Consider the following 20132-nt stretch of genomic DNA (forward strand, 5'->3'; position numbering starts at 1 on the left):
GCGGGGATGCGCGGGCAACGCACCGGAACTCGACGGGTACGCACACCCGCGATATCGCGATCCGTGCTCGTAGTCCGTCACAGGTCACCGCCGACCCCCTCCGGAACACCGGGCCCCAGCAAACCCATCGTACGCAGCTTCGCCACCTCCCCGCCGCCGGGCCATAGCTCGACCGCATCGCGCGTGAGCCGGACCACGCGGGGACGTAATCCGCTGCGCCGGATACCTCTTCGCGGCGATCCAGCCTGCGCGCGGGCGGACCCGGCTAATTTGAGCAGGGGACGCGGGGATCGATCGGGCTCGCGAGGTCGGTGAACCGGGACGGCAGTGCGGCAGGAGGGTTGCGTGATCACCGTTTTTCTGGTGGACGACCACGAGATCGTCCGGCGTGGCCTGATCGATCTGCTCGACAGCGACCCGGAACTGCGGGTGATCGGCGAGGCCGGTGACGTCGCGCAGGCACTGGCCCGGATTCCGGCGCTGCGGCCCGATGTCGCCGTGCTCGATGTCCGGCTACCCGACGGCAACGGCATCGAGCTGTGCCGCGACCTGCTGGCCGAGGTCGACGGGCTGCGCTGCCTGATCCTCACCTCCTATACCGACGAGCAGGCGATGCTCGACGCGATCCTGGCGGGCGCGGGCGGCTATGTGGTGAAGAACATCAAGGGCATGGAATTGGCCGCGGCGATCAAGGCGGTCGGCGCGGGCCGCTCACTGCTGGACAATCGCGCGGCGGCCGCGCTGCGGGCGCGACTGCGCGCGGGCACCGCGGAGGACGGTGCGCTGGCCGGGCTCACCGAGCAGGAACGCCGGCTGCTCGCACTGCTCGGCGAGGGCCTCACCAACCGGCAGATCGCCGCCCGCATGTTCCTGGCCGAGAAGACCGTGAAGAACTACGTGTCCCGGCTGCTCGCCAAACTCGGCATGGAGCGCCGGACCCAGGCGGCGGTGCTGGCCAGCAAGCTCGGCGAACGCTGACCCGGGCGATGGCCGAGATCCCGCACACCGTGCTGGACACCTTGCGCGCGGTGGTCGACACGGCGACCCGCGTCGCGATCGACCACGCCAGGCTCTACGAATGGGCCCGCACCAGACAGGCCTGGATCGAAGCGACCAGCGATATCGCCACCGAATTCCTCGCGGGCACCGCACCGGACCGGGTGCTCGCGCGGGTGGTCGAGCACGCGCGCACGCTGACCGGCTCGCGGCGCGCGCTGCTCGCGGTGGTCGAACCGGGCGTCCCGCCCGAGGAAGCCACCGAACTCGTGGTGGCGCAATGGTCCCTAGCCGCGGAACCGGTCGCGCGACATACGGTGCGGCTCACCGGCACCGCGGCCGGTAGGGCGTTCACGGAGCGGGCGGCGGTTCAGCTCGCGGACGCGCGGGACGTCGATCTCGGTGCGCCCGTCGCGGCGGCCGGTCCGGCCTTGATCCTGCCGTTGCAGACCGCGGGCGTGGTGCTGGGCGTGCTGATCATCGTGCGCGGACCCGAATCCGCGCCCTACTCCACCGAACTCATCGCACTGGCCTCGGCGTTCACCGACCAGGCCGCGCTGGCCATGCAATTGGCCGAGGCGCAACGCAAGGCGCGGGAACTGGACGTGCTCGCCGACCGCGACCGCATCGCCCGCGATCTGCACGACCATGTCATCCAGCGGGTCTTCGCGGTCGGCCTCGGCCTGCAGGGCCTGGCCACCCGGGTCGACGACGAGCAAGTCCGGCAACGACTTTCGGACGAGATCGATCGGCTCCAGGAGATCGTGCACGAGATCAGGACGACGATCTTCGACCTGCACGGCGGCGCGGGCGCCTCGCTGCGCAAGCGACTGGAGGACGCGATCCGGCAGCAGACCACCGACACCGCGATCCGGGCCCGGCTGCGCGTCGACGGACCGCTGTCGGTGGTCGGTCCCGCCCTGGCCGATCACGCGGAAGCCGTTGTGCGCGAGTCGGTCAGCAACGCCGTACGCCATTCCGGCGGGGACTCCGTGACGATCGATATCGCCATCGGTGACGAGCTGACCATCCTGGTCCAGGACAACGGCTCCGGTCTGCCCGACGACGTGATCCCCAGCGGCCTGGCCAATCTCGCGCAGCGCGCGGCCGAATCGGACGGCCACTGCCGGATCGAGGGCGGTGCGCACGGCGGCACGCTGGTGCAGTGGTCGGTGCCGTTGAGCTGAGTCATCCGGCGAACCGAGCCTTCCGGCGAACCGAGCCTTCCTGTGCGCGGGGCGGTCCGATGCGCTGCTAGGCCGGACCGACCAGCGTGAGATCGCCGTCGTAGCGCCGGTACAGCAGCTGACCGCGGCCGTGGTCGTGATCGGTGTAGAACAGGAACGGCAGGCCCTGCTGACACAGGATGCTCGCGGCCCGCTCCTCGTCCAGCACCGGCGCGGGTTCGGTATCCACGGTCAGCGGAAGCAGATTCACGGTTCCGGCGAGGTGTTCCGGCGCACCGCACTGCCGGGACAGTCGCACACCGAGCGGATCGCCCCAGTGCACCACGGCGTCGGCGCCGGTCGCCTCGTCCACGAACAGGTACGCGTCGTAGTCCATCGCGTCCATCACCGCCGTCGCCTCGGCCGGTGTCCCGGTCAGCAGCGCGCAGTACTTGCGGCGCACGATCGGTCGCGGCGCGGTGACCCGGGCCAGCGGCGGCCGGGCCGGGTCCGGCCAGTCCCGCGACGCCGCCGTCGCGAGCCGGGCCAGTTGCCGGTCGAGTCGTTCGGCGGCGAAGGTCACCGCGAACCCGCTGGGCCCGGTCACCTGCACCCGGGTCGCGACGCCGTGGCTGCGAATGTTGGCCTGCACCACCGTCGGATCCTCGGCGTCGGCCGGAGCGGTGACCCGCACCCTGGTCGCCGCGTCCAGGTGGTGGCGGCGTAGCACCCGCCCGATCGCCCGGACCGCCCGCGTCACGTCCATCGCCGGTACCGCACCGCAGGTGGTGACGGCGAGATCGAGTTCACCCGCGGTGTGCCAATACTGTGCCGGCGACGATCGCAACAGCCCTGACGACTTCATGTGGCACGTCCTGCCTTCGATTCGAACCCGAGCCACCATGTCATCATCGCGACGCCACCGCGAACAGGGCCGAAAGTCCCCGATCGGCGAACTAAACTGGCGCGAGGCGCAGTTCAAGCGCCCGCCACAAGGGGAAGCCGAGATGACCGACGAGCCGGGCAACGACCCTTACTCGGTCCGTGACACCCTGTCGCAACTGCGGTTACGGGAACTGCTGAGCGAGGTCAAGGAGCGGGTCGAGCTCATTCTCGACTCCCGCGACCGGATGGACGGTTTGGTCGAGGCGATGCTGGCCGTCACGTCGGGCCTGGATCTGGACGAAACGCTGCGCACCATCGTGCGCACCGCGATCAGCCTGGTCGATGCCCGCTACGGCGCGCTGGCCGTGCGCGGGCACGACCAGCAGGTGGTGCAGTTCATCGACGAGGGCATGGACGACCGGACTCGCGGCGCCATCGGCCGATTGCCGGCCGGGCACGGCGTGCTCGGTGTGGTGTTCCAGCAGTCCAGACCGCTGCGCCTGGACGATCTGTCGAAACACCCTGCCTCCGTTGGCCTTCCGGAGAATCACCCGCCGATGCGCACCTTCCTCGGGGTGCCGGTGCGGGTACGCGGCGAGGTGTTCGGCAGCCTCTATCTGACCGAGAAGGCGGACGCGCAACCGTTCACCGACGATGACGACGTGCTGGTCCAGGCACTGGCGGCGGCCGCGGGCATCGCGGTGGACAACGCGCGGCTCTACGAATCGGCCCGCACCAGGCAGGCCTGGATCGCGGCCACCCGCGATATCGCGACCGAGTTCCTGGCCGGCACCGAGTCCGCCAGCGTGCTCGGCCAGGTGGTCGAGCACGCGCGCACGCTCACCGGCTCGCAGCGCTCGTTCCTGGCCGGTCCGGGCAGTGCTCCGGACGAACTGGTGATCACCCAATGGTGCGGTCCCGGAACGGGTTACGAGGGCACCGTGGTGCCCGTCGAGGGCACCGTGCTCGGTGAGGCGTTCGCCCGGCGCACCCCGTTGCGGTTCGACGACGCCAGCGCTGTCGGTCTCGGCTTCGCCCGGCCGGAGAACGGGCCGCTGCTGATCCTGCCGCTGTGCACCCCCGACACCACACTCGGCGTACTGACCACATTGCGCCCTGCCGGCGCGGCACCGTACTCCGACGAATTGGTGGAATTGACCGCCGCTTTCACCGATCAGGCGGCGCTGGCCATGCAGCTGGCCGATGCCCAGCACCGGATGCGCGAGATCGATATTCTGGCCGACCGCGATCGCATCGCGCGCGATTTGCACGATCAGGTCATCCAACGGCTGTTCGCGATCGGGATAACGCTGCAGGGCGCGGTCGCGAAGGCTACGGTTCCGGTAGTGCGACAGCGACTTTCGACGGTGGTGAACGATCTGCAAGAGGTGGTCCAGGACATTCGTACCTCGATCTTCGACCTGCACGGCAGCCAGGGCAACCCGCTACAGCAGCGGCTGGAGCGCGCGATCCGCCAGCAGACCGCCGAAACACCGCTGCACGCAACGTTTTCGGTGTCCGGCCCGCTGTCGGTGCTGGCGGACGAGCTGGCCGATCACGCGGAAGCGGTGGTGCGCGAGGCGGTCAGCAACGCGGTCCGGCACTCCGGAGCGGACACGCTCGCGGTACAGGTCACCGTCAACGACGATCTGACCATCGTGGTCACCGACAACGGATGGGGCATTCCGAATCACGTGGTGCGCAGCGGATTACGCAATCTGGAGCAGCGGGCCGAAAAGGCCGACGGCGAATTCGCCATCGCGACGGCGGGTCTCGCGCCCGAGGAACGAGACGGCGGCGCGATGCCCGGCACCAGGCTGTGCTGGTCGGTGCCGCTGCCATGATCGGACGACAGAGTCGCCGGGCGCAGCCGGGCCGCCGGTTGCCGTCCGCAGGCGCCGGTGCGTATCGCACAGCTGGACGCGCGCCCGGCGCGGGCGCACCGAGCTGTCCCGATCGCGCGAGCGGCACCCCCGCCCGCCGGCGAATCCGCGTGCCCGCCCGGCCCGCACCACCGCGGCCCGAACGCCGCCGACATGCCGAGGAACAAGCCGTATCACCGGCCCGCGTGTCGCCGACCACGGGCGGTGACGACCCGATCCGGGGAAACGTCCTATGATCTTGAAGGCGGTATCGGTTGTCCGGGTCGCAGCCGACCCCGCGTCGGTCCGGCCCGGGATTCCCCGGCTGAGCAGTATCGGCCGGAAATTTCCCGGAAAAAACGGTGCTGTAATGATCGGCGGACCGAGCCCGATCAAGTGCGCGAACTGTGATCGAGGCAATAGCGTCGGCGCTGTGATCTCGTACGCGCCGATACCAGAATAATCCCATGTTCCAATGGCCATAATCGGGTCGACGATCGGGGGTTCGAGTGGGTGAGGACAAGGTAGCCGCTGCGGTCGACGCCGCCGAGCAGCTGGCCGAGCGCTACCGTTCCCTGGTCGAGCACTCACCCGACGGCATCTGTGTGCACGAGCGCGGCGTCCTCGTCTATGCCAATCCCGCTGCCGTCCGTTTGCTGGCCGCCGGCACCGCCGACGACGTGATCGGCAAGCCGCTCACCCAATTCGTCCACCCCAGCTCGGTCCCGGGGATGCTGGAGCGGATCAGTCACCTCACCACCAAGGGCGCCGCCTCCCGGCCGACCGAGATGACGCTGGTCCGCCTCGACGGCGCCCCGGTGCCGGTGGAGACCGTCTCGGTGCTCACCGCCTGGCACGACCGGCTCGCCTACCAGGTGGTCATCCACGACCTCACGGCCCAGCGGCACGCCGAGGCCGCGCAGCAGTTGGCCGAGCAGCACTTCACCACGGTCGTCTCGCAGCTCGAAGAGGGCGTGGTGGTGATCGATACCGAAGGCCGGATCGAATCCATCAACCCGGCGGCCCGGCGCATCTTCGGCGCCGAGGACAGCGACACCATCATCGGTCAACCGATCGATGCGCTGCCGCTGACCCTGCTCGACGCGAACGCGCAACCGCTGCCGCCGCATCGCCATCCCATCGCCCGCACCCTCGCGACCGGCGAAACCATCACCGGCTACGTCTTCGGTGTGGACCGGGCCGACGGGCAGCGGCGGTGGCTGTCCGGGAGCAGCAGGCTGCTCAATCCCGACGACAAGCGCTCCTCGGCGGTGTCCTCCTTCGCCGACATCACCGAGTTCCGGGCCAGCCGGCGGCAACTGGAGTACCAGGCCACGCACGACTCGCTGACCGGACTGGCGAACCGCTCGCTGATCCTGTCCCAGCTGGCGGGCGCGCTGGCCACCAGCGAAGACCTGCCGGTGTCCACCGTGCTGTTCATCGACCTGGACGGGTTCAAGGCGATCAACGACACCCTCGGGCACGCGATCGGCGACACGGTGCTGCAGATCGTCGCGCAACGGCTGCAGCGCGCGTTGCGCGGCGACGATATCGTCGGGCGGCTCGGCGGCGACGAATTCCTGGTGCTGCTCTCCGGCCGGACCCGGCGGGTGGATATCGACGCGCTGGTGGAACGCCTGCGCACCACCATGGCCGAGCCGATCATCGCGCGCGGGCATCGCATCGAGGTGAACGCCTCGATCGGCGTGGCACCGCTCAGTGTCGGCGACCGGCGCACCCCGGAGGCGGTGCTGCACGACGCCGACCTCGCCATGTACCGGGCCAAGCCGTCCGGGCACCGCGAGGGCACGGTCACCAAGGGCCGCCGGCCCAACAGCACGCACGCCTCCTGAGGCGAGGGCCGCGCCGATGACCTCGATCACGCCCGCAACTCGAAGACCAACACGCCCGGCGCCGCGACCTGCGCCGGAGTACTGGACGGCATGATTTCGGGTACACCAGCGGTTACGGCGAGCGCGCCGCAATCGCAGTAGACTCGACAACTCTGTTTTCCGAGCGTTCGCGTGCGCGGTGTCGACCGCGTGTACCGTTCGCCCGGCTTCATCGCGGTGACAAGGAGTTCAGTTTGCCCGACCTCACTCAGGACCGAGCCGGCTCGTCGGGTCAGGGCAACAGCACCGCGTTGCCCGCTCGTGCGGACGGCCCGGAGCTGACCCGCGAGACCGAACAGGAACAGGCATACCTCTCGGTGCTCTACGACCGGCTCGACGAAATGCGCGATTACGCGCGCAACCGATTACGCACCGTGCTGCTCGAAACCGGCGGCACCCCGCAGGCCCGCAGCGAACGCGAGTCGTTCAGCCAGCTCTACACCGAGGATCTCGCCAAATACGATGCGGCCGAACACGGTTTGTGTTTCGGCCGGATCGATCTGGCCGACGAATACCGCTACATCGGCAGGCTCGGCATCCTCGACGAGAAAGACGACTACGAGACGCTGCTGCTGGACTGGCGTGCGCCGCTGGCTCGCCCGTTCTACCTGGCCACCACCGCGGCGCCGGACGGCGTCACCCGGCGCAGGCACATCCGGTCGCGCAACCGCAAGGTCACCGCGATCAACGACGAATACCTGGACCTGGACGCCGCGCGCCAGGCGGGCGCACGCGAGGACGACGGCGGAGTCGGCAGCGAGAGCGCGCTGCTCGCCGCGCTGAACGCCGCCCGCACCGGCCACATGAACGACATCGTCGAGACCATTCAGCACGAGCAGGACGCGATCATCCGGTCCGAGCACAAGAGCGTGCTGGTGGTGCAGGGCGGCCCCGGTACCGGCAAGACGGCCGTCGCGCTGCATCGCGCCGCGTACCTGCTCTACACCTTCCGCCAGCAGCTCGCGAAGAGCGGTGTGCTGATCATCGGGCCGAATGCCACCTTCCTCGACTACATCGGGCAGGTACTCCCCTCGCTCGGCGAGACCGGCGTGCTGCTGTCCACGATCGGCGATCTGTACCCGGGTGTGAAAGCCACCCGGGAGGATTCGCTGCGCGCGGGCGAGATCAAGGGCTCACTCGACATCCTGGAGGTGCTCAAGCAGGCGGTCCGCGATCGGCAGGAGGTGCCCGCCGAACCGATCCGGCTCAGCTTCGACGGCTACCCGGTGACGCTGGACCGCAAGATCGCCACCAAGGCGCGCGGGCGGGCCCGCTCCTCACGCCGCCCGCACAACCTGGCCAAGCCGATCTTCACCAGTTCGGTGATCGACGCGCTCACCGACCAGCTGGCCGAAACCATGGGCGCGGATCTCTCCGGCGGACCGAGCTTACTGAGCCGGACGGATTTGGCCGAGATCCGCGACGAGATGCGGGCCGATCAGGAGATCCAGCGGGCCATCGGCAAGCTGTGGCCGCTGCTGTCCCCACAGGAAGTGCTCGCCGATCTGCTGGCCGACCCGAAACGGCTCGACCGCGCGGGCAGCAGCCTGGACCCGGCCGACCGCGCCGAACTGGTGCGCTCGGACGACGGCACCTTCAGCGCGGCCGATGCGCCGCTGCTGGACGAACTGGCCGAGCTGCTCGGCGTCGACGATGCCGAGGAGCGCGAACGAGCCCGCCGCCGCTGGCGCGCCCAGCTGGCCGAGGCGCAGGACGCGCTCGACATCCTGACCGGTTCCGCGCCACAGGATCTCGAAGACGAACTCGACCCGGAAATCCTGATGGCCTACGACCTGATCGACGCGAGCCAGCTCGCCGAGCGGCAAGATGTGCGCACCAGGCAGACCACCGCCGAACGCGCCGCGGGCGACCGCACCTGGACCTACGGCCACGTCATCGTGGACGAGGCACAGGAACTTTCGGAGATGGCATGGCGAATGGTGATGCGGCGCATCCCGAATCGCTGGATCACCGTGGTCGGCGATGTCGCGCAGACCGGCGACCCGGCCGGGGCGTCCTCCTGGCAGCGGATGCTGGAACCCTATGTGGCCAAACGCTGGAAGCTCACCGAGCTGACGGTCAACTACCGCACGCCGGCCGAGATCATGGACGTGGCCGCGGATGTCCTCGCCGCGATCGATCCGGACGCGACGGCCCCGCGCTCGGTCCGCGAAACCGGAAACCCGCCGCGCGGATATCGGGTGGATCCGTCCGGCGTACGCGACGAGGTGGCCCGACTGATCGCGACGGAGACCGGCCCGGGCACCACCGCGGTGATCGCGCCGCACGCGTCGATCGAGGAGCTGGCCGAACTCGCCGGCGAATCGGTGCGGGTGCTGACCGTGCACGACGTGAAGGGCCTGGAATTCGACGCGGTCTACCTGGTCGAACCGCACGCCATTCTGGACGAGTCACCGCGCGGACTCAACGACCTCTACGTCGCGCTGACCCGCGCGACCCAGCGGTTGGGCGTGGTCCACAGCGCGGACCTGCCGGACGTGCTCGGCGCGCTGCTGGTCGAATGATCACCAGGTAATGGTGGCGGCAGCCTCTCGGCCGATGCCGCCACCATTACCTGGTGATCGCCTGTCCAGATGACGCGAAAGGCTCCGCATCGGGTGCGATGCGGAGCCTTTCGGGTAGCGGGTGGGTCAGCGCACGGTGTGCACGATGAGCACGTCCGAGCGGGACTTGCGGGCCACGTCCGAGGGGACGGAGCCGAGCAGGCGACCGGTCAGGGTGTTCAAGCCACGGTTACCGACGACGAGCAGGTCGGCGTCGACCTCCTTGGTCAGCGTCAGCAGGGACTCGACCGGCTCGCCGACCACGGCGCGCTCGACGATGTCCACCGCGCCCGCGGCGGCGGCCTTGTCCCGCGCGGTGCGCAGGATCTCGTTGGTGGGGGCGGACCCGCGCACCTGGTAGGCCTCTTCCTTCAGGACATCGGCGGCCGCGGCCACGTCACGATCGTCGGTGGGGTAGTAAGCACACGCGATGACCAGGGTCGCGGCGGACACTCCAGCCAGCGCGGCGGCCTTCTCGACGGCGACGTACGACGAGTCCGAGCCATCGGTACCGACGACGATCGTCCGGTAGGCGGTCATTCTCTCCTCCAAGTTATGAAGTGGTCACGTTGCCCACGCCGGTGCACCCGCACAGACGCGGCACCGGCGCAGCGACTTGCGTCGACCCTAGCGGCAAACGGAGTGGAAATATCAGAAATCGCAACACATCACATCGGCGGTGTCCGGGCATTCATGCCACAGGTTCGCGGGGAAATGTCGCGAGGGCCCGAGTAACCAGGCCGGACACAAATGCGGGGTCGGCAAACTGTGATCCAGCACAACAATGGTGAACCGTCTTGTCCCCCTGGGATATTCGTCACACACCAGGGGCGATGGAACGCCGATCGGCCCGCCGCGGCGCGTAAATCACGCGCCGGGACGGGCCGATCGGGCTCGGTACTGACGAGCTATCAGGGCCACTGCCGGTAGTTCGCCCAAAATAAGCCCAGAATCGCTCCGATGATGTCCATGCCTACCTTCTCCCTGCACTAAAAGGACGCGCAATATTAGCGCGCCGCACAGGGTTCAGAGGTCGAAAAGCGGTCCGGTGATGGTCAATCCGAGGTCGTCGACATGAGCGAAGAACGCGAACAGCATCAACGCGGCGCCGCCGAGGGCCACGTCCTTGTTGAAGCTGATCATCTCCATCTGCTTGGCCTGGGCGTCGGTCTCCTTCCAGAACGCGTGCATCAGCACCGCGGTGACCACCAGCAACACCGCGAGCACCAGTGCGCCCAGATCCGCCCACACCCCGAGCAGAATGCTGAGCCCGCCCAGCGCGAACAGCGCACCCGACCCGAGCACCGACAGCTTGGCCATCGGCAGACCCCGGCTCTCGGCATAGCCCGCCATCGCGTCGGTCTGCATGAAATGCCCGGCGCCCGAGCTCAGGAACAACACCGCGAACAACACCCGTCCGATCAACACCACGACATCCATGTCCAGCTCCTTGTTTGGCTGACGGTAGGTAGTGCAACATTCAACTAGCGGCTCGGAGGGGTATTTCCCCAGCCCCGGTCGAATGGTCGAATACGGTCGGCTCGGCAACTACGTCCTGGTCGGCAGGACCTTCGCCGTAACCTCGTTGCGCGAGCGTAGCGAATTCTTGGCGTATTCCAGTGGAGCCATTCCGACTTCCGCGGTGAACTCGCGCGAGAAGTGCGCCTGATCGAAGTATCCCAGCTCGGCGGCCAACATGGCGAGATCTTCGGTGCGGCCGCGGGCGAGCAGTTCCGCGCCGTCCTGCAAGCGGTAACGACGCAGCACCCACTTGGGTCCGGCGCCGACGTAGCGGCGGAACATGCGCTGCAGGGTGCGCATCGAAACGTCGAAGCGCTCGGTGATCTGATCCACCCTGGTCAACTCCTGGTCCCGGGCGATCGCCTCGACGATGCGCAACACCAGCGGGTAGGTCGGGTCCGCCGGGGTGCAGCGCGGCGCGAGGAAATCCTCGAGCACGCTGCGGCGCTGCTCGTCGGTGGTCGCGTCCAGGACCCGCTCGATCAGGTCGCCCGCGTCGGGCAGCACCTCGGTCAACGGGACGGAGGTATCGCGGAAGGACCCGACATCCAAACCCGTGAACGCGCCGAAACCGCCGGCCCGGAAGCGCACACCGAAAGTCTCCCCCACCCCGCTGAGCTCGCGGACGAACTTCGTCGTACACACTCCGGTGACGAAACCGCCTGTACGCGTTGCCGATCGCTCGAACGTGACGTTCACGCTGGGATAGGGCAGCACCTGCGCGTGGTACGGCGGCCGGTCGCGCAGATCCCAGCGCACCGACCAGTACCACTCGACGAAACGACCGACCACCGGCCCCGCGGGCAGCCGCGCCAGCGAGCGGTACTTCGCCTGTTCGTCCGGGTGCAGGATGCCGGTGGTATCCACGGCGGTCACCGGGTTGGGTGCGGGCGGATCGAACGCGGTACTACCGGACATCGTGCTGTCGCTTTCTTACAAGACCGGCCGGTCGTGGGCGACCAGTATCGGTGCCATGACCGACACCGTGAACCCCATCGCCGACGGCTACCACTCGATCACCTGCTTCCTCGCTGTCGGAGACGCGAACAAGGCCATCGACTTCTACACCGCCGTATTCGGCGCCGAACTGCTCAGCCGCAACGACCTGCCCGACGGACAGCCCGCGCACGCCGAACTGAAGATCGGCGATTCCACCCTGCAACTCGGCATGCCGATACCCGACAACAACGTGCTCGCCCCGAACGGCGAATGGGTGCACACCTCGATCGTGCACTACTGCCCCGACGTCGACAGCGTCATCGCCCGCGCCCTCGCACACGGCGCCCGCAGCGCCGAAGAACCGCAGACCTTCGTCACCGGCGACCGCTTCGCCGTCATCATCGACCCCTTCGGCCACCGCTGGGCCGTCCTCACCAAGGTCGAAAACGTCTCCCGCGAAGAAGCCGACCGCCGCGTCAACGAATGGCTCGCCACCCAGTAACCCCCGGCGACCTCCACCAGCCCCGCACCCCTTCCATTCCGAACCACCGCGTGTCCCACGGCAAGTCGAGGTGCGCAAACACAGAAAAGGTGCGGGGCGCACCCAAACCCGCCCGCCACACCGCAGCACCGCCAGGCCCGGACCGGCCTTCGGCATCCGCACCGGCCCTGGCACCCGTCCCGGCGCCTGCACCTGCCTCCGCTCCTGGCACTTGCACCAACTTCGCACCCCTTCTGCCCCGAACCACGGCGTGTCCCACAGCAAGTCGAGGTGCGCGAACCCAGAGAAGGTGCGCGGATACACCCCAAACCCCGCGCCACATCGCAGCGCCGGCAGGCGCGGCCCGGCCCCCAGCTCCCGGACCCGGACCCGGACCCGGACCCGGACCCGGACCCGGACCGACCCTGGTACCTCCACCCGTCACCACACCGACAGCCTCCACCAGACCCCGCACCCCTTCCATTCCGAACCACTGCGTGTTTCACGGCATGTCAGGGTGCGCGAACACAGAAAGGGTGCGAACCGCACCACAAACCCGCGCGGCACAACGCAGCGCCGCCAGGCGCGGCCCGCCTTCAGTGCCTGCACCTGCACCCGCCTTCGCACCCGCACCTCGGCAAGCCCACGCACCCCTACGGTGCCAAACACCGCGTGTCGCACGGCAAGTCAGAGTGCGCGAACACAGAAAGGGTGCGAACGCACCACAAACCCGCACGCCACCTCGCAGCGCCGTCAGGTGCCGCCCGGCCTTCCACTCCCCAACCGCACCAGCACCAGCCGTGCCACCTCCACCCGTCTCCGCCAGGTGCCGCCCCGGCCTTCCGCTCTCGCACCGGCCCACCACCTGCACCCGTCTCGGCACTAGCACCCCACCTGCACCGGCCTCCAGTCGGGCACTTCCATCAGCCGCACCCTTTCTGCACCCAACCACCGCGTGTCGCACGGCAAGTCGGGGTGCGCGAACACAGAAAGGGTGCGGATGCACCGCAAACCCGCGCGCCACCGCCCCGCCGCCAGGCGCGGCCCAGCCTTCAGCTCCCGCACCCTTTCTGCAACGAACCACGGCGTCTCACGGCAAGCCGAGGTGCACGGCCCAGCGTCAGCAGCTCCACGGCCCTGGCAGCCGCACCCGACTCCGCACTGACTTCGCCGCCAACTCCGCACCCCTTCTGCGCCCAACCACGGCGTGTCCCGCGGCATGTCAGGGTGCGCGATCACAGAAAGGGTGCGGACGCACCACAAACCCGCGCGGTACCTCGCAGCGCCGCCGAATGCCGCCCGGCCTTGCGCTCCCCCAACCGCACCAGCACCAGCCCTGCCACCTCCACCCGTCTCCGCACTAGCAAGCACCCCACCTGCACCGACCTCCAGTCAGCACTTCCATCAGCCGCACCCCTTCTGCACCCAACCACCGCGTGTCCCACGGCAAGTCAGGGTGCGCGAACACAGAAAGGGTGCGGGATCTGCGCGCGGCTGGCGCGCAGCGCAGCCAGGCGTGCCCGAACTTCGGGCGGACGCTTCGCGTCGAGTGTCCATCCAGCCAAGACCCCCGTCGTCGACTGCTAACCCTGCAGCGCCCAACAACCCGCACCGCCCGGCGACCTGCAGCGCCCAACAACCCGCACCACCCGACAACCTGCACCGCCCGACAACCCTCACCGCCCGGCGACCTTTCTGCGGCCACCAACACCTCCTCGGCAGCCTCCCATCGGTGGCGGACGCCACGCCGAAGCGGGCCGACCACCCTCGGGGACCAACCCTTCGGCGGCGACCTGCTCCGGAACGGAGAAACTTCAGCTGAGGCCGGCGGCGTCCATGCCGCGTAGTTCCTTTTTGAGGTCGGCGATTTCGTCGCGGAGGCGGCCGGCCAGTTCGAATTGGAGTTCGCGGGCGGCGTTCATCATCTGGGCGGTGAGTTCTTTGACGAGGTCGGCGAGTTCGGCGCGGGGCATGGACTTGATGTCGCGGCCCTCGTAGACGCCGGCGCTGACCGCGCGACCGGGCTCGCCCTGGGCGCGACGGCCACGGCTGGCGTTGCGGCCGGAACCGCCGACCTCGACCTCGGTCTCGTCGGCTTCCTTGTAGACCTGGTCGAGGATGTCGGCGATCTTCTTGCGCAACGGTTTCGGGTCGATGCCCATCTCGGTGTTGTAGGCGACCTGCTTGGCCCGGCGCCGATCGGTCTCCTCGATCGCGTGCCGCATCGAGTCGGTGATCTTGTCGGCGTACATGTGCACCTCACCGGACACGTTGCGCGCCGCGCGGCCGATGGTCTGGATCAGGCTGGTGCTGCTGCGCAGGAAGCCTTCCTTGTCCGCGTCGAGGATCGCGACCAGCGACACCTCGGGCAGGTCGAGACCCTCGCGCAGCAGGTTGATGCCGACCAGCACGTCGTACTCGCCGAGGCGCAGCTGCCGCAGCAGCTCGACCCGGCGCAACGTGTCGATCTCCGAGTGCAGGTAGCGCACCCGCACCCCGAGCCCGAGCAGATAGTCGGTGAGGTCCTCGGCCATCTTCTTGGTCAGCGTGGTGACCAGCACCCGCTCGTCCCGTTCGGTGCGCACCCGGATCTCGTGCACCAGATCGTCGATCTGGCCCTTGGTCGGTTTGACCACCACCTGCGGATCGACCAGGCCGGTCGGCCGGATGACCTGCTCGACCACCTCACCGCCGACCTGCCCCAGCTCGTACGGGCCGGGGGTGGCCGAGAGATACACCGCCTGCCCGATCCGGTCGGCGAACTCCTCCCAGGTGAGTGGCCGGTTGTCCACCGCGGACGGCAGCCGGAAACCGAACTCGACCAGGTTGCGCTTACGCGACATGTCGCCCTCGTACATGCCGCCGATCTGCGGCACGGTCACGTGCGACTCGTCGATGACGAGCAGGAAGTCGTCCGGGAAGTAGTCGAGCAGCGTGGCGGGCGCCGATCCGGCCGGGCGGCCGTCGATGTGGCGCGAATAGTTCTCGATGCCGGAGCAGAAGCCGACCTGCCGGATCATCTCCAGGTCGTACTGGGTCCGCATGCGCAGGCGCTGGGCCTCCAGCAGCTTGCCCTGCCGTTCCAGCTCGGCGAGCCGCTCTTCCAGTTCGGCTTCGATATCGCGCACCGCGCGTTCCATCCGCTCCGGGCCGGCCACGTAGTGGGTGGCCGGGAAGATGCGCAGCATCTCGACCTGCCGGACCACATCGCCGGTGAGCGGATGCAGGTAGTACAGCGCCTCGATCTCGTCACCGAAGAACTCGATGCGCACCGCGAGTTCCTCGTAGGACGGGATGATCTCGACGGTGTCGCCGCGCACCCGGAACGAGCCGCGGGTGAAGGCCATGTCGTTGCGGGTGTACTGCACGTCGACGAGCAGGCGCAGCAGCGCATCCCGGTCGACCTCCGTGCCGACTTCCAGCTGGATCGAACGGTCCAGGTAGGACTGCGGGGTGCCGAGGCCGTAGATGCAGGACACCGACGCGACCACGACCACGTCGCGCCGCGACAGCAGGCTCGAGGTCGCCGAATGCCGCAGCCGTTCGACGTCGTCGTTGATCGAGCTGTCCTTCTCGATGTAGGTGTCGGTCTGCGCGATGTACGCCTCGGGTTGGTAGTAGTCGTAGTACGAGACGAAGTACTCGACCGCGTTGTTGGGCAGCATCTCGCGCAGTTCGTTGGCCAGCTGCGCGGCCAGCGTCTTGTTCGGCGCCATCACCAGCGTCGGGCGCTGCAGCTTCTCGATGAGCCAGGCCGTGGTCGCCGATTTACCGGTACCGGTGGCGCCGAGCAGCACGACGTCGCGCTCCCCCGCCGTGATCCGGCGTTCCAGCTCGGCGATGGCGGCCGGCTGGTCACCGGCCGGCTGGTGGTCGCTGACCACCTGGAATTGCCCCTCGGTGCGCTCGATCTCGCCGACGGGTCGATGCTCCGAGTGGGCCAACGGGGTCGCACCGGCGGCCCTGTCCTCGTAGCCCTCCGTCGGAATCTCGGTTGCGAATGCCATGATGACCAGCCTAGGCCGAGCCACCGACAGATTCCGCTGGTCCGGTGGCCCGCACCACACCTCAGTGCTGGATCAGCCCGCCGACCGGCACGGTAGCCACATGACCCGTCACCGGCCGGGTCAGTGCCATGGCCAGCCCGACATCCACGAGCGACGACCGGCGCAGATCCGCGACGGCGCCGACCGGGGTCCACGTCGGCTCGGCGGTCGCACCGTCCGGCTCGGCCCGCAGCCTGCCACCGATGACGCGAACCCCGTAGAAGATGCCGACATTCTGATGCTCGACCCCGGCCCGCGCGACATCCGCGGGGATGACCCTGGAGTCCACGCCGAGCAGCCGGACGACCTCCCCTCGACAGCCCGTCTCTTCGGCGAGCTCCCGCAGCACGGCGTCGTACGGATCCTCGGCGTGCTCGACCCGGCCGCCCGGCAGGGTCCAGGTCGGGTCACCGCTCGACGGGATGTGCCGGGTGAGCAGGAGACGTTCGCCGTCGAGGCATACCGCGTACGCCGCCAGCCGAAAACTCATGCGGCCCAACCTACGGACCGGTCGTCCGTCGTGGCCGAAAGTGGGTTTTCGGCGGGGATGGGCGGGGCATTCTTTCCGTTGTTACGGCGGCCGTTCCACGATGCGGTGGAATTCGGCACACCGTCGCCCGCCCAAGAGCGGTAAAAGGGACGGTAAAAGTGGCACGTCCGCCGTGCCGCACCACGTCTATTTCACTTTACGAATCCCACCGATGTCCGAATTTCCCTCAGCAGCAACAGGTTTCGTGGCGAAAATGATGCTCGCGCATTACACCCCGTGACCCATTCCCAGGTGTACTCTGATTTGGTTGTTCGGACAACGAGTTCGGATGCGGCGAAGGACAACAGCCATGAGAGGTCTGATTCCATTGCTTAATACCGCGCCCACAACGGGCTTCGCAGGAAACCTCGCCAGGCATCTCCGCGCGGCGGTACCCGGCCTGAATCACAGCGGCCCGGCCGCCAACCCACCGAACTCGTTACCCCCGGGTGAGCCACCCCACCGGCCGCACGTCGAGTTCTTCAACCTGGCCGAACTCACCAGCACCGACAACAAGGGTTTCGTCCGTCAGGTCGAGCGCTACCACCACGAACCGTGGGGCCTCTACATGGCGCGCATCGTGCCCGTCCCGCACCACCACTACCTGGAGTGCTGGCTGCTGCCGGAGCTGTCGTTGCGCGTGACGGTCACCCGCCGCAATCCGGCGCACCACGTCGACCACGACTTCCACCTCGATATCGGCGAGTTCACCGAGATCGCGCCGAAGCGCTGGAAGGCCGTCGACCACTACCTCGACATCGAGGTGCACCGCGGCCGCGACGTCGAACTACGCGGCGTGGACGACCTGCTGGCCGCCCACGCGGCCGGCCTGGTGGACTCGGCGCAGGCGCATCGGGCCTTCGAGTGCGCGACGGCCGCGCTGGACGGACTGGCCGTCAACGACCACTGCGTCGAGGACTGGCTCGCCACCCGCGGCATCACGCTGACCTGGATGTGACCGCCACACCGCTCGACTCGGTCCACGCGCCGGTAGATTCTGGATGCATGACGCAGGCACCCTCTGTCGACGTGCATCGGCCCAAGGTCGAATACTTCGACCTCGCGGACCTGACCAACACGGATCCGAAGGGCTTCGTGCGACCGGTCGAGCGGTACCAGGTGGCGCCATGGGGCCTGTACATGGCGCGCACCTCGGACCATGAACAGTTCCACTACATCGAGTCCTGGCTGCTGCCCGAACTGGCCTTGCGGGCCAGCGTGTTCCACTACCACCCCGAGCATCGGCGGGATCAGGATTTCTATCTGGACCTCGGCGAGTTCGGCCAGGTGGCGCCGGACAAGTGGCAGTCGGTGGACCACTACCTCGACATCGTCGTGCGCACCGGCCGCGAATGCGAACTGCTCGACGTCGACGAGCTGCTCGCCGCGCACGTCGCCGGGTTGATCACCGCCGCCGCGGCCGAGGCGGCGATCGCACACGCCACCGCCACCATCGATGGTCTCGCCGCGCACGGTTACGACCTGAACCGCTGGCTCGATTCGCGTGGCATCACGCTGACCTGGAAGTAACCGGCCGGATCACCCGAACAGCCGCTGGTACACCGCGTCGAACCACGGCTCCTTGACGTCGAGATAGGCGGTCGTCGCCTCGGCACCGCTGAGCCCGGCCGCTTTCGCCTCGCCCGCTCGCTTGAGCTCGAGGTATTCGGCGCGCGCGGCAGGGTCGGCACGCAACCAGTCACGGAAGCGCAGCGCGAATTGCTGGCCCGGGGTTCCGTCCACGCGCACATGCACATTGGCGAGGCGGCCGGGGTCCGCGCTCTGATGGAATCGCTTGGACCACAGCGCGGTGTCGACGCCCTCGGGGTCTGCGGGCGTCGGCTTCGGATTGTCCTGGGTGACGCTCGGCCGCACCGGAAATCCCGCTGCCCCCAACGCATCTCGCAGTCCGTCGGCGGCCGCCAGATCGGCGACGGTGATCTGGAGATCGATCACGTCCTTCGCGGGCAGCTCCGGCACCGAGGTCGAGCCGATGTGATCGATCCGCGCGGCGGCCTGCCCGCACGCCACCCACAATCGGGCGATCAGTCGCTGCGCCTGCGCGTCCCACTCCGGGTTCGCCGGGACGAGCCGCACCTCTTTTCGCCGGGCGGGGGTCGCGGTGCGCAGGTTGTGTTCGAACGGCACCAGCCGCTCGTCCCACAGCGCGCGGACCGTCCCCTCGATATCCGCCGGCGCACCACTGTTGTCCAGCAGCACATCGGCTACCGCACGCCGCTGCTCGTCGGTGGCCTGCGCCGCAATTCGCGCCCGCGCGTCCGCTTCGGCGACACCACGGAATTCCACCAATCGATGCAGCCGAGTTTCCGCGGGCACGTCGACGACCAGCACGAGATTCATCAGCGGCGCGAGACCGTTTTCCACCAGCAGCGGAATATCCTGCACCACAATGGCGTCCGGCGCCGCGGCGGCAATCAATTCCCCGGTGCGTTTACCCACCAGCGGATGCGTAATGGAATTCAGCCGGGCACGGGACGCGTCGTCGGCGAATGCTTTGGCGGCGAGGGCCGGGCGATCCAGACTGCCGTCGGCCGACAGGATGCCGGCGCCGAACGCGTCCACGAGGGCCGCGAGGCCTTCGGTGCCAGGCGCGACGACCTCCCTGGCGATCAGATCGGAATCGACGATCACCGCCCCGCGGTCGGCGAGCATCCGCGCCACCGTCGACTTGCCCGCTCCCATGCCTCCGGTGAGGCCGATCCGCAACATTCGACCAGTCTTACATCCGGCGTTCTCGCGCGCCGCGCCCCACCCGTGCACCCGGCCGCCATCGGGACACAATCAGCCCGATTACCCACTGACGGCTGACTTTCCACCTGCCCTCGCCGCATTTGTTCGATCCGTGACGAGGCCGAGACCGATTCGCAACAATTCCGGTCGAACCGGGTCACGCGGCGACAACTTTCCGACACGCCGAGCCAATTACTTGCGCAAAATACTCTGCGCGGCACTTTCGTTCGGCTAATCTTCGCCGTGGCGATCCAGGCGCCAGCACCAGCAAGCAAAGGAACACCATTGGGCACCAGAAACAACCAGACGGGTCGCCACCGCCTGGGTATGGCGGGTGGCGTGCACTGCACCCAGATTCCCGCCGTCGCGGAGGCGCTGGCCGAGCACCGCCGCACTTGGTTCACCGCGTTGATCAGCCCGGCCCGGCACAGTTTCGCGGCCATGCGCAAACGCTCCACCGTCGCCTCGGTCCGGTGGGTGCCCGCGACCGCGAGCTGACC

Annotated in this window: 16 protein-coding genes; 9 read left to right on the forward strand and 7 right to left on the reverse strand. The window is 68.4% G+C overall.

The window, feature by feature from the left end:
- Positions 1–345: 345 nt before the first annotated feature.
- Both NVU01S_RS20860 and NVU01S_RS20865 read left to right on the forward strand, forming a co-directional pair.
- The gene (locus NVU01S_RS20860) at positions 346–978 is read left to right on the forward strand and encodes a response regulator (protein ID WP_029899211.1); all 633 of its coding nucleotides are present in this window, start codon (positions 346–348) and stop codon (positions 976–978) included.
- An 8-nt stretch (positions 979–986) separates the two neighbouring features.
- Positions 987–2183, forward strand: a complete 1197-nt coding sequence (locus NVU01S_RS20865; protein ID WP_052280481.1) for a GAF domain-containing sensor histidine kinase — start codon at positions 987–989, stop codon at positions 2181–2183.
- Positions 2184–2250: 67 nt separating this feature from the next.
- Here the strand turns inward: NVU01S_RS20865 and NVU01S_RS20870 are convergent, their stop codons facing one another.
- Positions 2251–3027, reverse strand: a complete 777-nt coding sequence (locus NVU01S_RS20870) for a sigma 54 modulation/S30EA ribosomal C-terminal domain-containing protein (protein ID WP_043668768.1) — start codon at positions 3025–3027, stop codon at positions 2251–2253.
- A 142-nt stretch (positions 3028–3169) separates the two neighbouring features.
- Here NVU01S_RS20870 and NVU01S_RS20875 point away from each other — a divergent pair, with 142 nt between their 5' ends.
- The 3 genes from NVU01S_RS20875 (at position 3170) to NVU01S_RS20885 (ending at position 9326) form a co-directional block, all read left to right on the forward strand.
- A complete protein-coding gene (locus NVU01S_RS20875; RefSeq protein ID WP_043668765.1) occupies positions 3170–4891 on the forward strand; it encodes a sensor histidine kinase in 1722 nt (573 codons plus the stop codon).
- A 527-nt stretch (positions 4892–5418) separates the two neighbouring features.
- The gene (locus tag NVU01S_RS20880) at positions 5419–6762 is read left to right on the forward strand and encodes a diguanylate cyclase domain-containing protein (RefSeq protein ID WP_043668762.1); all 1344 of its coding nucleotides are present in this window, start codon (positions 5419–5421) and stop codon (positions 6760–6762) included.
- 290 nt (positions 6763–7052) lie between these two features.
- Complete coding sequence (locus NVU01S_RS20885) at positions 7053–9326, forward strand: HelD family protein (protein ID WP_082031994.1); 2274 nt, start codon at positions 7053–7055, stop codon at positions 9324–9326.
- A 126-nt stretch (positions 9327–9452) separates the two neighbouring features.
- On the opposite strand, the gene NVU01S_RS20890 is transcribed toward NVU01S_RS20885, so the two are convergent.
- The 3 genes from NVU01S_RS20890 to NVU01S_RS20900 all read right to left on the reverse strand — a co-directional run bounded on the left by NVU01S_RS20890 (position 9453) and on the right by NVU01S_RS20900 (position 11804).
- Positions 9453–9905: a universal stress protein gene (locus tag NVU01S_RS20890; RefSeq protein ID WP_014983412.1), complete on the reverse strand. Its 453-nt coding sequence runs from the start codon at positions 9903–9905 to the stop codon at positions 9453–9455.
- Positions 9906–10391: 486 nt separating this feature from the next.
- A complete protein-coding gene (locus NVU01S_RS20895) occupies positions 10392–10805 on the reverse strand; it encodes a DoxX family protein (RefSeq protein ID WP_043668760.1) in 414 nt (137 codons plus the stop codon).
- Between the two features lie 108 nt (positions 10806–10913).
- Complete coding sequence (locus NVU01S_RS20900; RefSeq protein WP_244467206.1) at positions 10914–11804, reverse strand: helix-turn-helix domain-containing protein; 891 nt, start codon at positions 11802–11804, stop codon at positions 10914–10916.
- A gap of 55 nt (positions 11805–11859) precedes the next feature.
- On the opposite strand from NVU01S_RS20900, the gene NVU01S_RS20905 reads away from it, so the two are divergent.
- On the forward strand, positions 11860–12327 hold the full coding sequence (locus NVU01S_RS20905; protein ID WP_043669037.1) for a VOC family protein: 468 nt from the start codon (positions 11860–11862) through the stop codon (positions 12325–12327).
- Positions 12328–14120: 1793 nt separating this feature from the next.
- On the opposite strand, the gene uvrB is transcribed toward NVU01S_RS20905, so the two are convergent.
- Together uvrB and NVU01S_RS20915 are read right to left on the reverse strand one after the other, a co-directional pair.
- A complete protein-coding gene (uvrB, locus tag NVU01S_RS20910; protein ID WP_043668757.1) occupies positions 14121–16313 on the reverse strand; it encodes an excinuclease ABC subunit UvrB in 2193 nt (730 codons plus the stop codon).
- Between the two features lie 61 nt (positions 16314–16374).
- Positions 16375–16842 carry an NUDIX hydrolase gene (locus NVU01S_RS20915; protein WP_043668754.1) on the reverse strand — a complete coding sequence of 156 codons (468 nt, stop codon included), beginning with the start codon at positions 16840–16842 and terminating at the stop codon, positions 16375–16377.
- A 349-nt stretch (positions 16843–17191) separates the two neighbouring features.
- Here NVU01S_RS20915 and NVU01S_RS20920 point away from each other — a divergent pair, with 349 nt between their 5' ends.
- Together NVU01S_RS20920 and NVU01S_RS20925 are read left to right on the forward strand one after the other, a co-directional pair.
- Positions 17192–17839 (forward strand): ribonuclease FAU-1 family protein, encoded by a 648-nt coding sequence (locus tag NVU01S_RS20920; RefSeq protein ID WP_043668751.1) that lies wholly within the window; start codon positions 17192–17194, stop codon positions 17837–17839.
- 47 nt (positions 17840–17886) lie between these two features.
- Positions 17887–18411: a ribonuclease FAU-1 family protein gene (locus NVU01S_RS20925; RefSeq protein ID WP_043668749.1), complete on the forward strand. Its 525-nt coding sequence runs from the start codon at positions 17887–17889 to the stop codon at positions 18409–18411.
- Between the two features lie 9 nt (positions 18412–18420).
- On the opposite strand, the gene coaE is transcribed toward NVU01S_RS20925, so the two are convergent.
- Entirely contained in the window at positions 18421–19611 is a 1191-nt protein-coding gene (gene coaE, locus NVU01S_RS20930) for a dephospho-CoA kinase (protein ID WP_043668747.1), read from the reverse strand.
- 306 nt (positions 19612–19917) lie between these two features.
- Between coaE and NVU01S_RS43470 the strand changes: the two genes are divergently transcribed.
- Entirely contained in the window at positions 19918–20130 is a 213-nt protein-coding gene (locus NVU01S_RS43470; protein ID WP_043668744.1) for a hypothetical protein, read from the forward strand.
- Positions 20131–20132: the final 2 nt, after the last annotated feature.

It is taken from the genome of Nocardia vulneris (assembly GCF_001613425.1).
GTDB lineage: Bacteria > Actinomycetota > Actinomycetes > Mycobacteriales > Mycobacteriaceae > Nocardia > Nocardia vulneris.

Coding starts and splice junctions, on each gene's coding strand:
- NVU01S_RS20865 (WP_052280481.1), top strand. CDS start 987: ATGGCCGAGATCCCGCACACCGTGCTGGACACCTTGCGCGCGGTGGTC.
- NVU01S_RS20870 (WP_043668768.1), bottom strand. CDS start 3,027: ATGAAGTCGTCAGGGCTGTTGCGATCGTCGCCGGCACAGTATTGGCAC.
- NVU01S_RS20875 (WP_043668765.1), top strand. CDS start 3,170: ATGACCGACGAGCCGGGCAACGACCCTTACTCGGTCCGTGACACCCTG.
- NVU01S_RS20890 (WP_014983412.1), bottom strand. CDS start 9,905: ATGACCGCCTACCGGACGATCGTCGTCGGTACCGATGGCTCGGACTCG.
- NVU01S_RS20895 (WP_043668760.1), bottom strand. CDS start 10,805: ATGGATGTCGTGGTGTTGATCGGACGGGTGTTGTTCGCGGTGTTGTTC.
- NVU01S_RS20900 (WP_244467206.1), bottom strand. CDS start 11,804: ATGTCCGGTAGTACCGCGTTCGATCCGCCCGCACCCAACCCGGTGACC.
- NVU01S_RS20905 (WP_043669037.1), top strand. CDS start 11,860: ATGACCGACACCGTGAACCCCATCGCCGACGGCTACCACTCGATCACC.
- uvrB (WP_043668757.1), bottom strand. CDS start 16,313: ATGGCATTCGCAACCGAGATTCCGACGGAGGGCTACGAGGACAGGGCC.
- NVU01S_RS20915 (WP_043668754.1), bottom strand. CDS start 16,842: ATGAGTTTTCGGCTGGCGGCGTACGCGGTATGCCTCGACGGCGAACGT.
- NVU01S_RS20920 (WP_043668751.1), top strand. CDS start 17,192: ATGAGAGGTCTGATTCCATTGCTTAATACCGCGCCCACAACGGGCTTC.
- NVU01S_RS20925 (WP_043668749.1), top strand. CDS start 17,887: ATGACGCAGGCACCCTCTGTCGACGTGCATCGGCCCAAGGTCGAATAC.
- coaE (WP_043668747.1), bottom strand. CDS start 19,611: ATGTTGCGGATCGGCCTCACCGGAGGCATGGGAGCGGGCAAGTCGACG.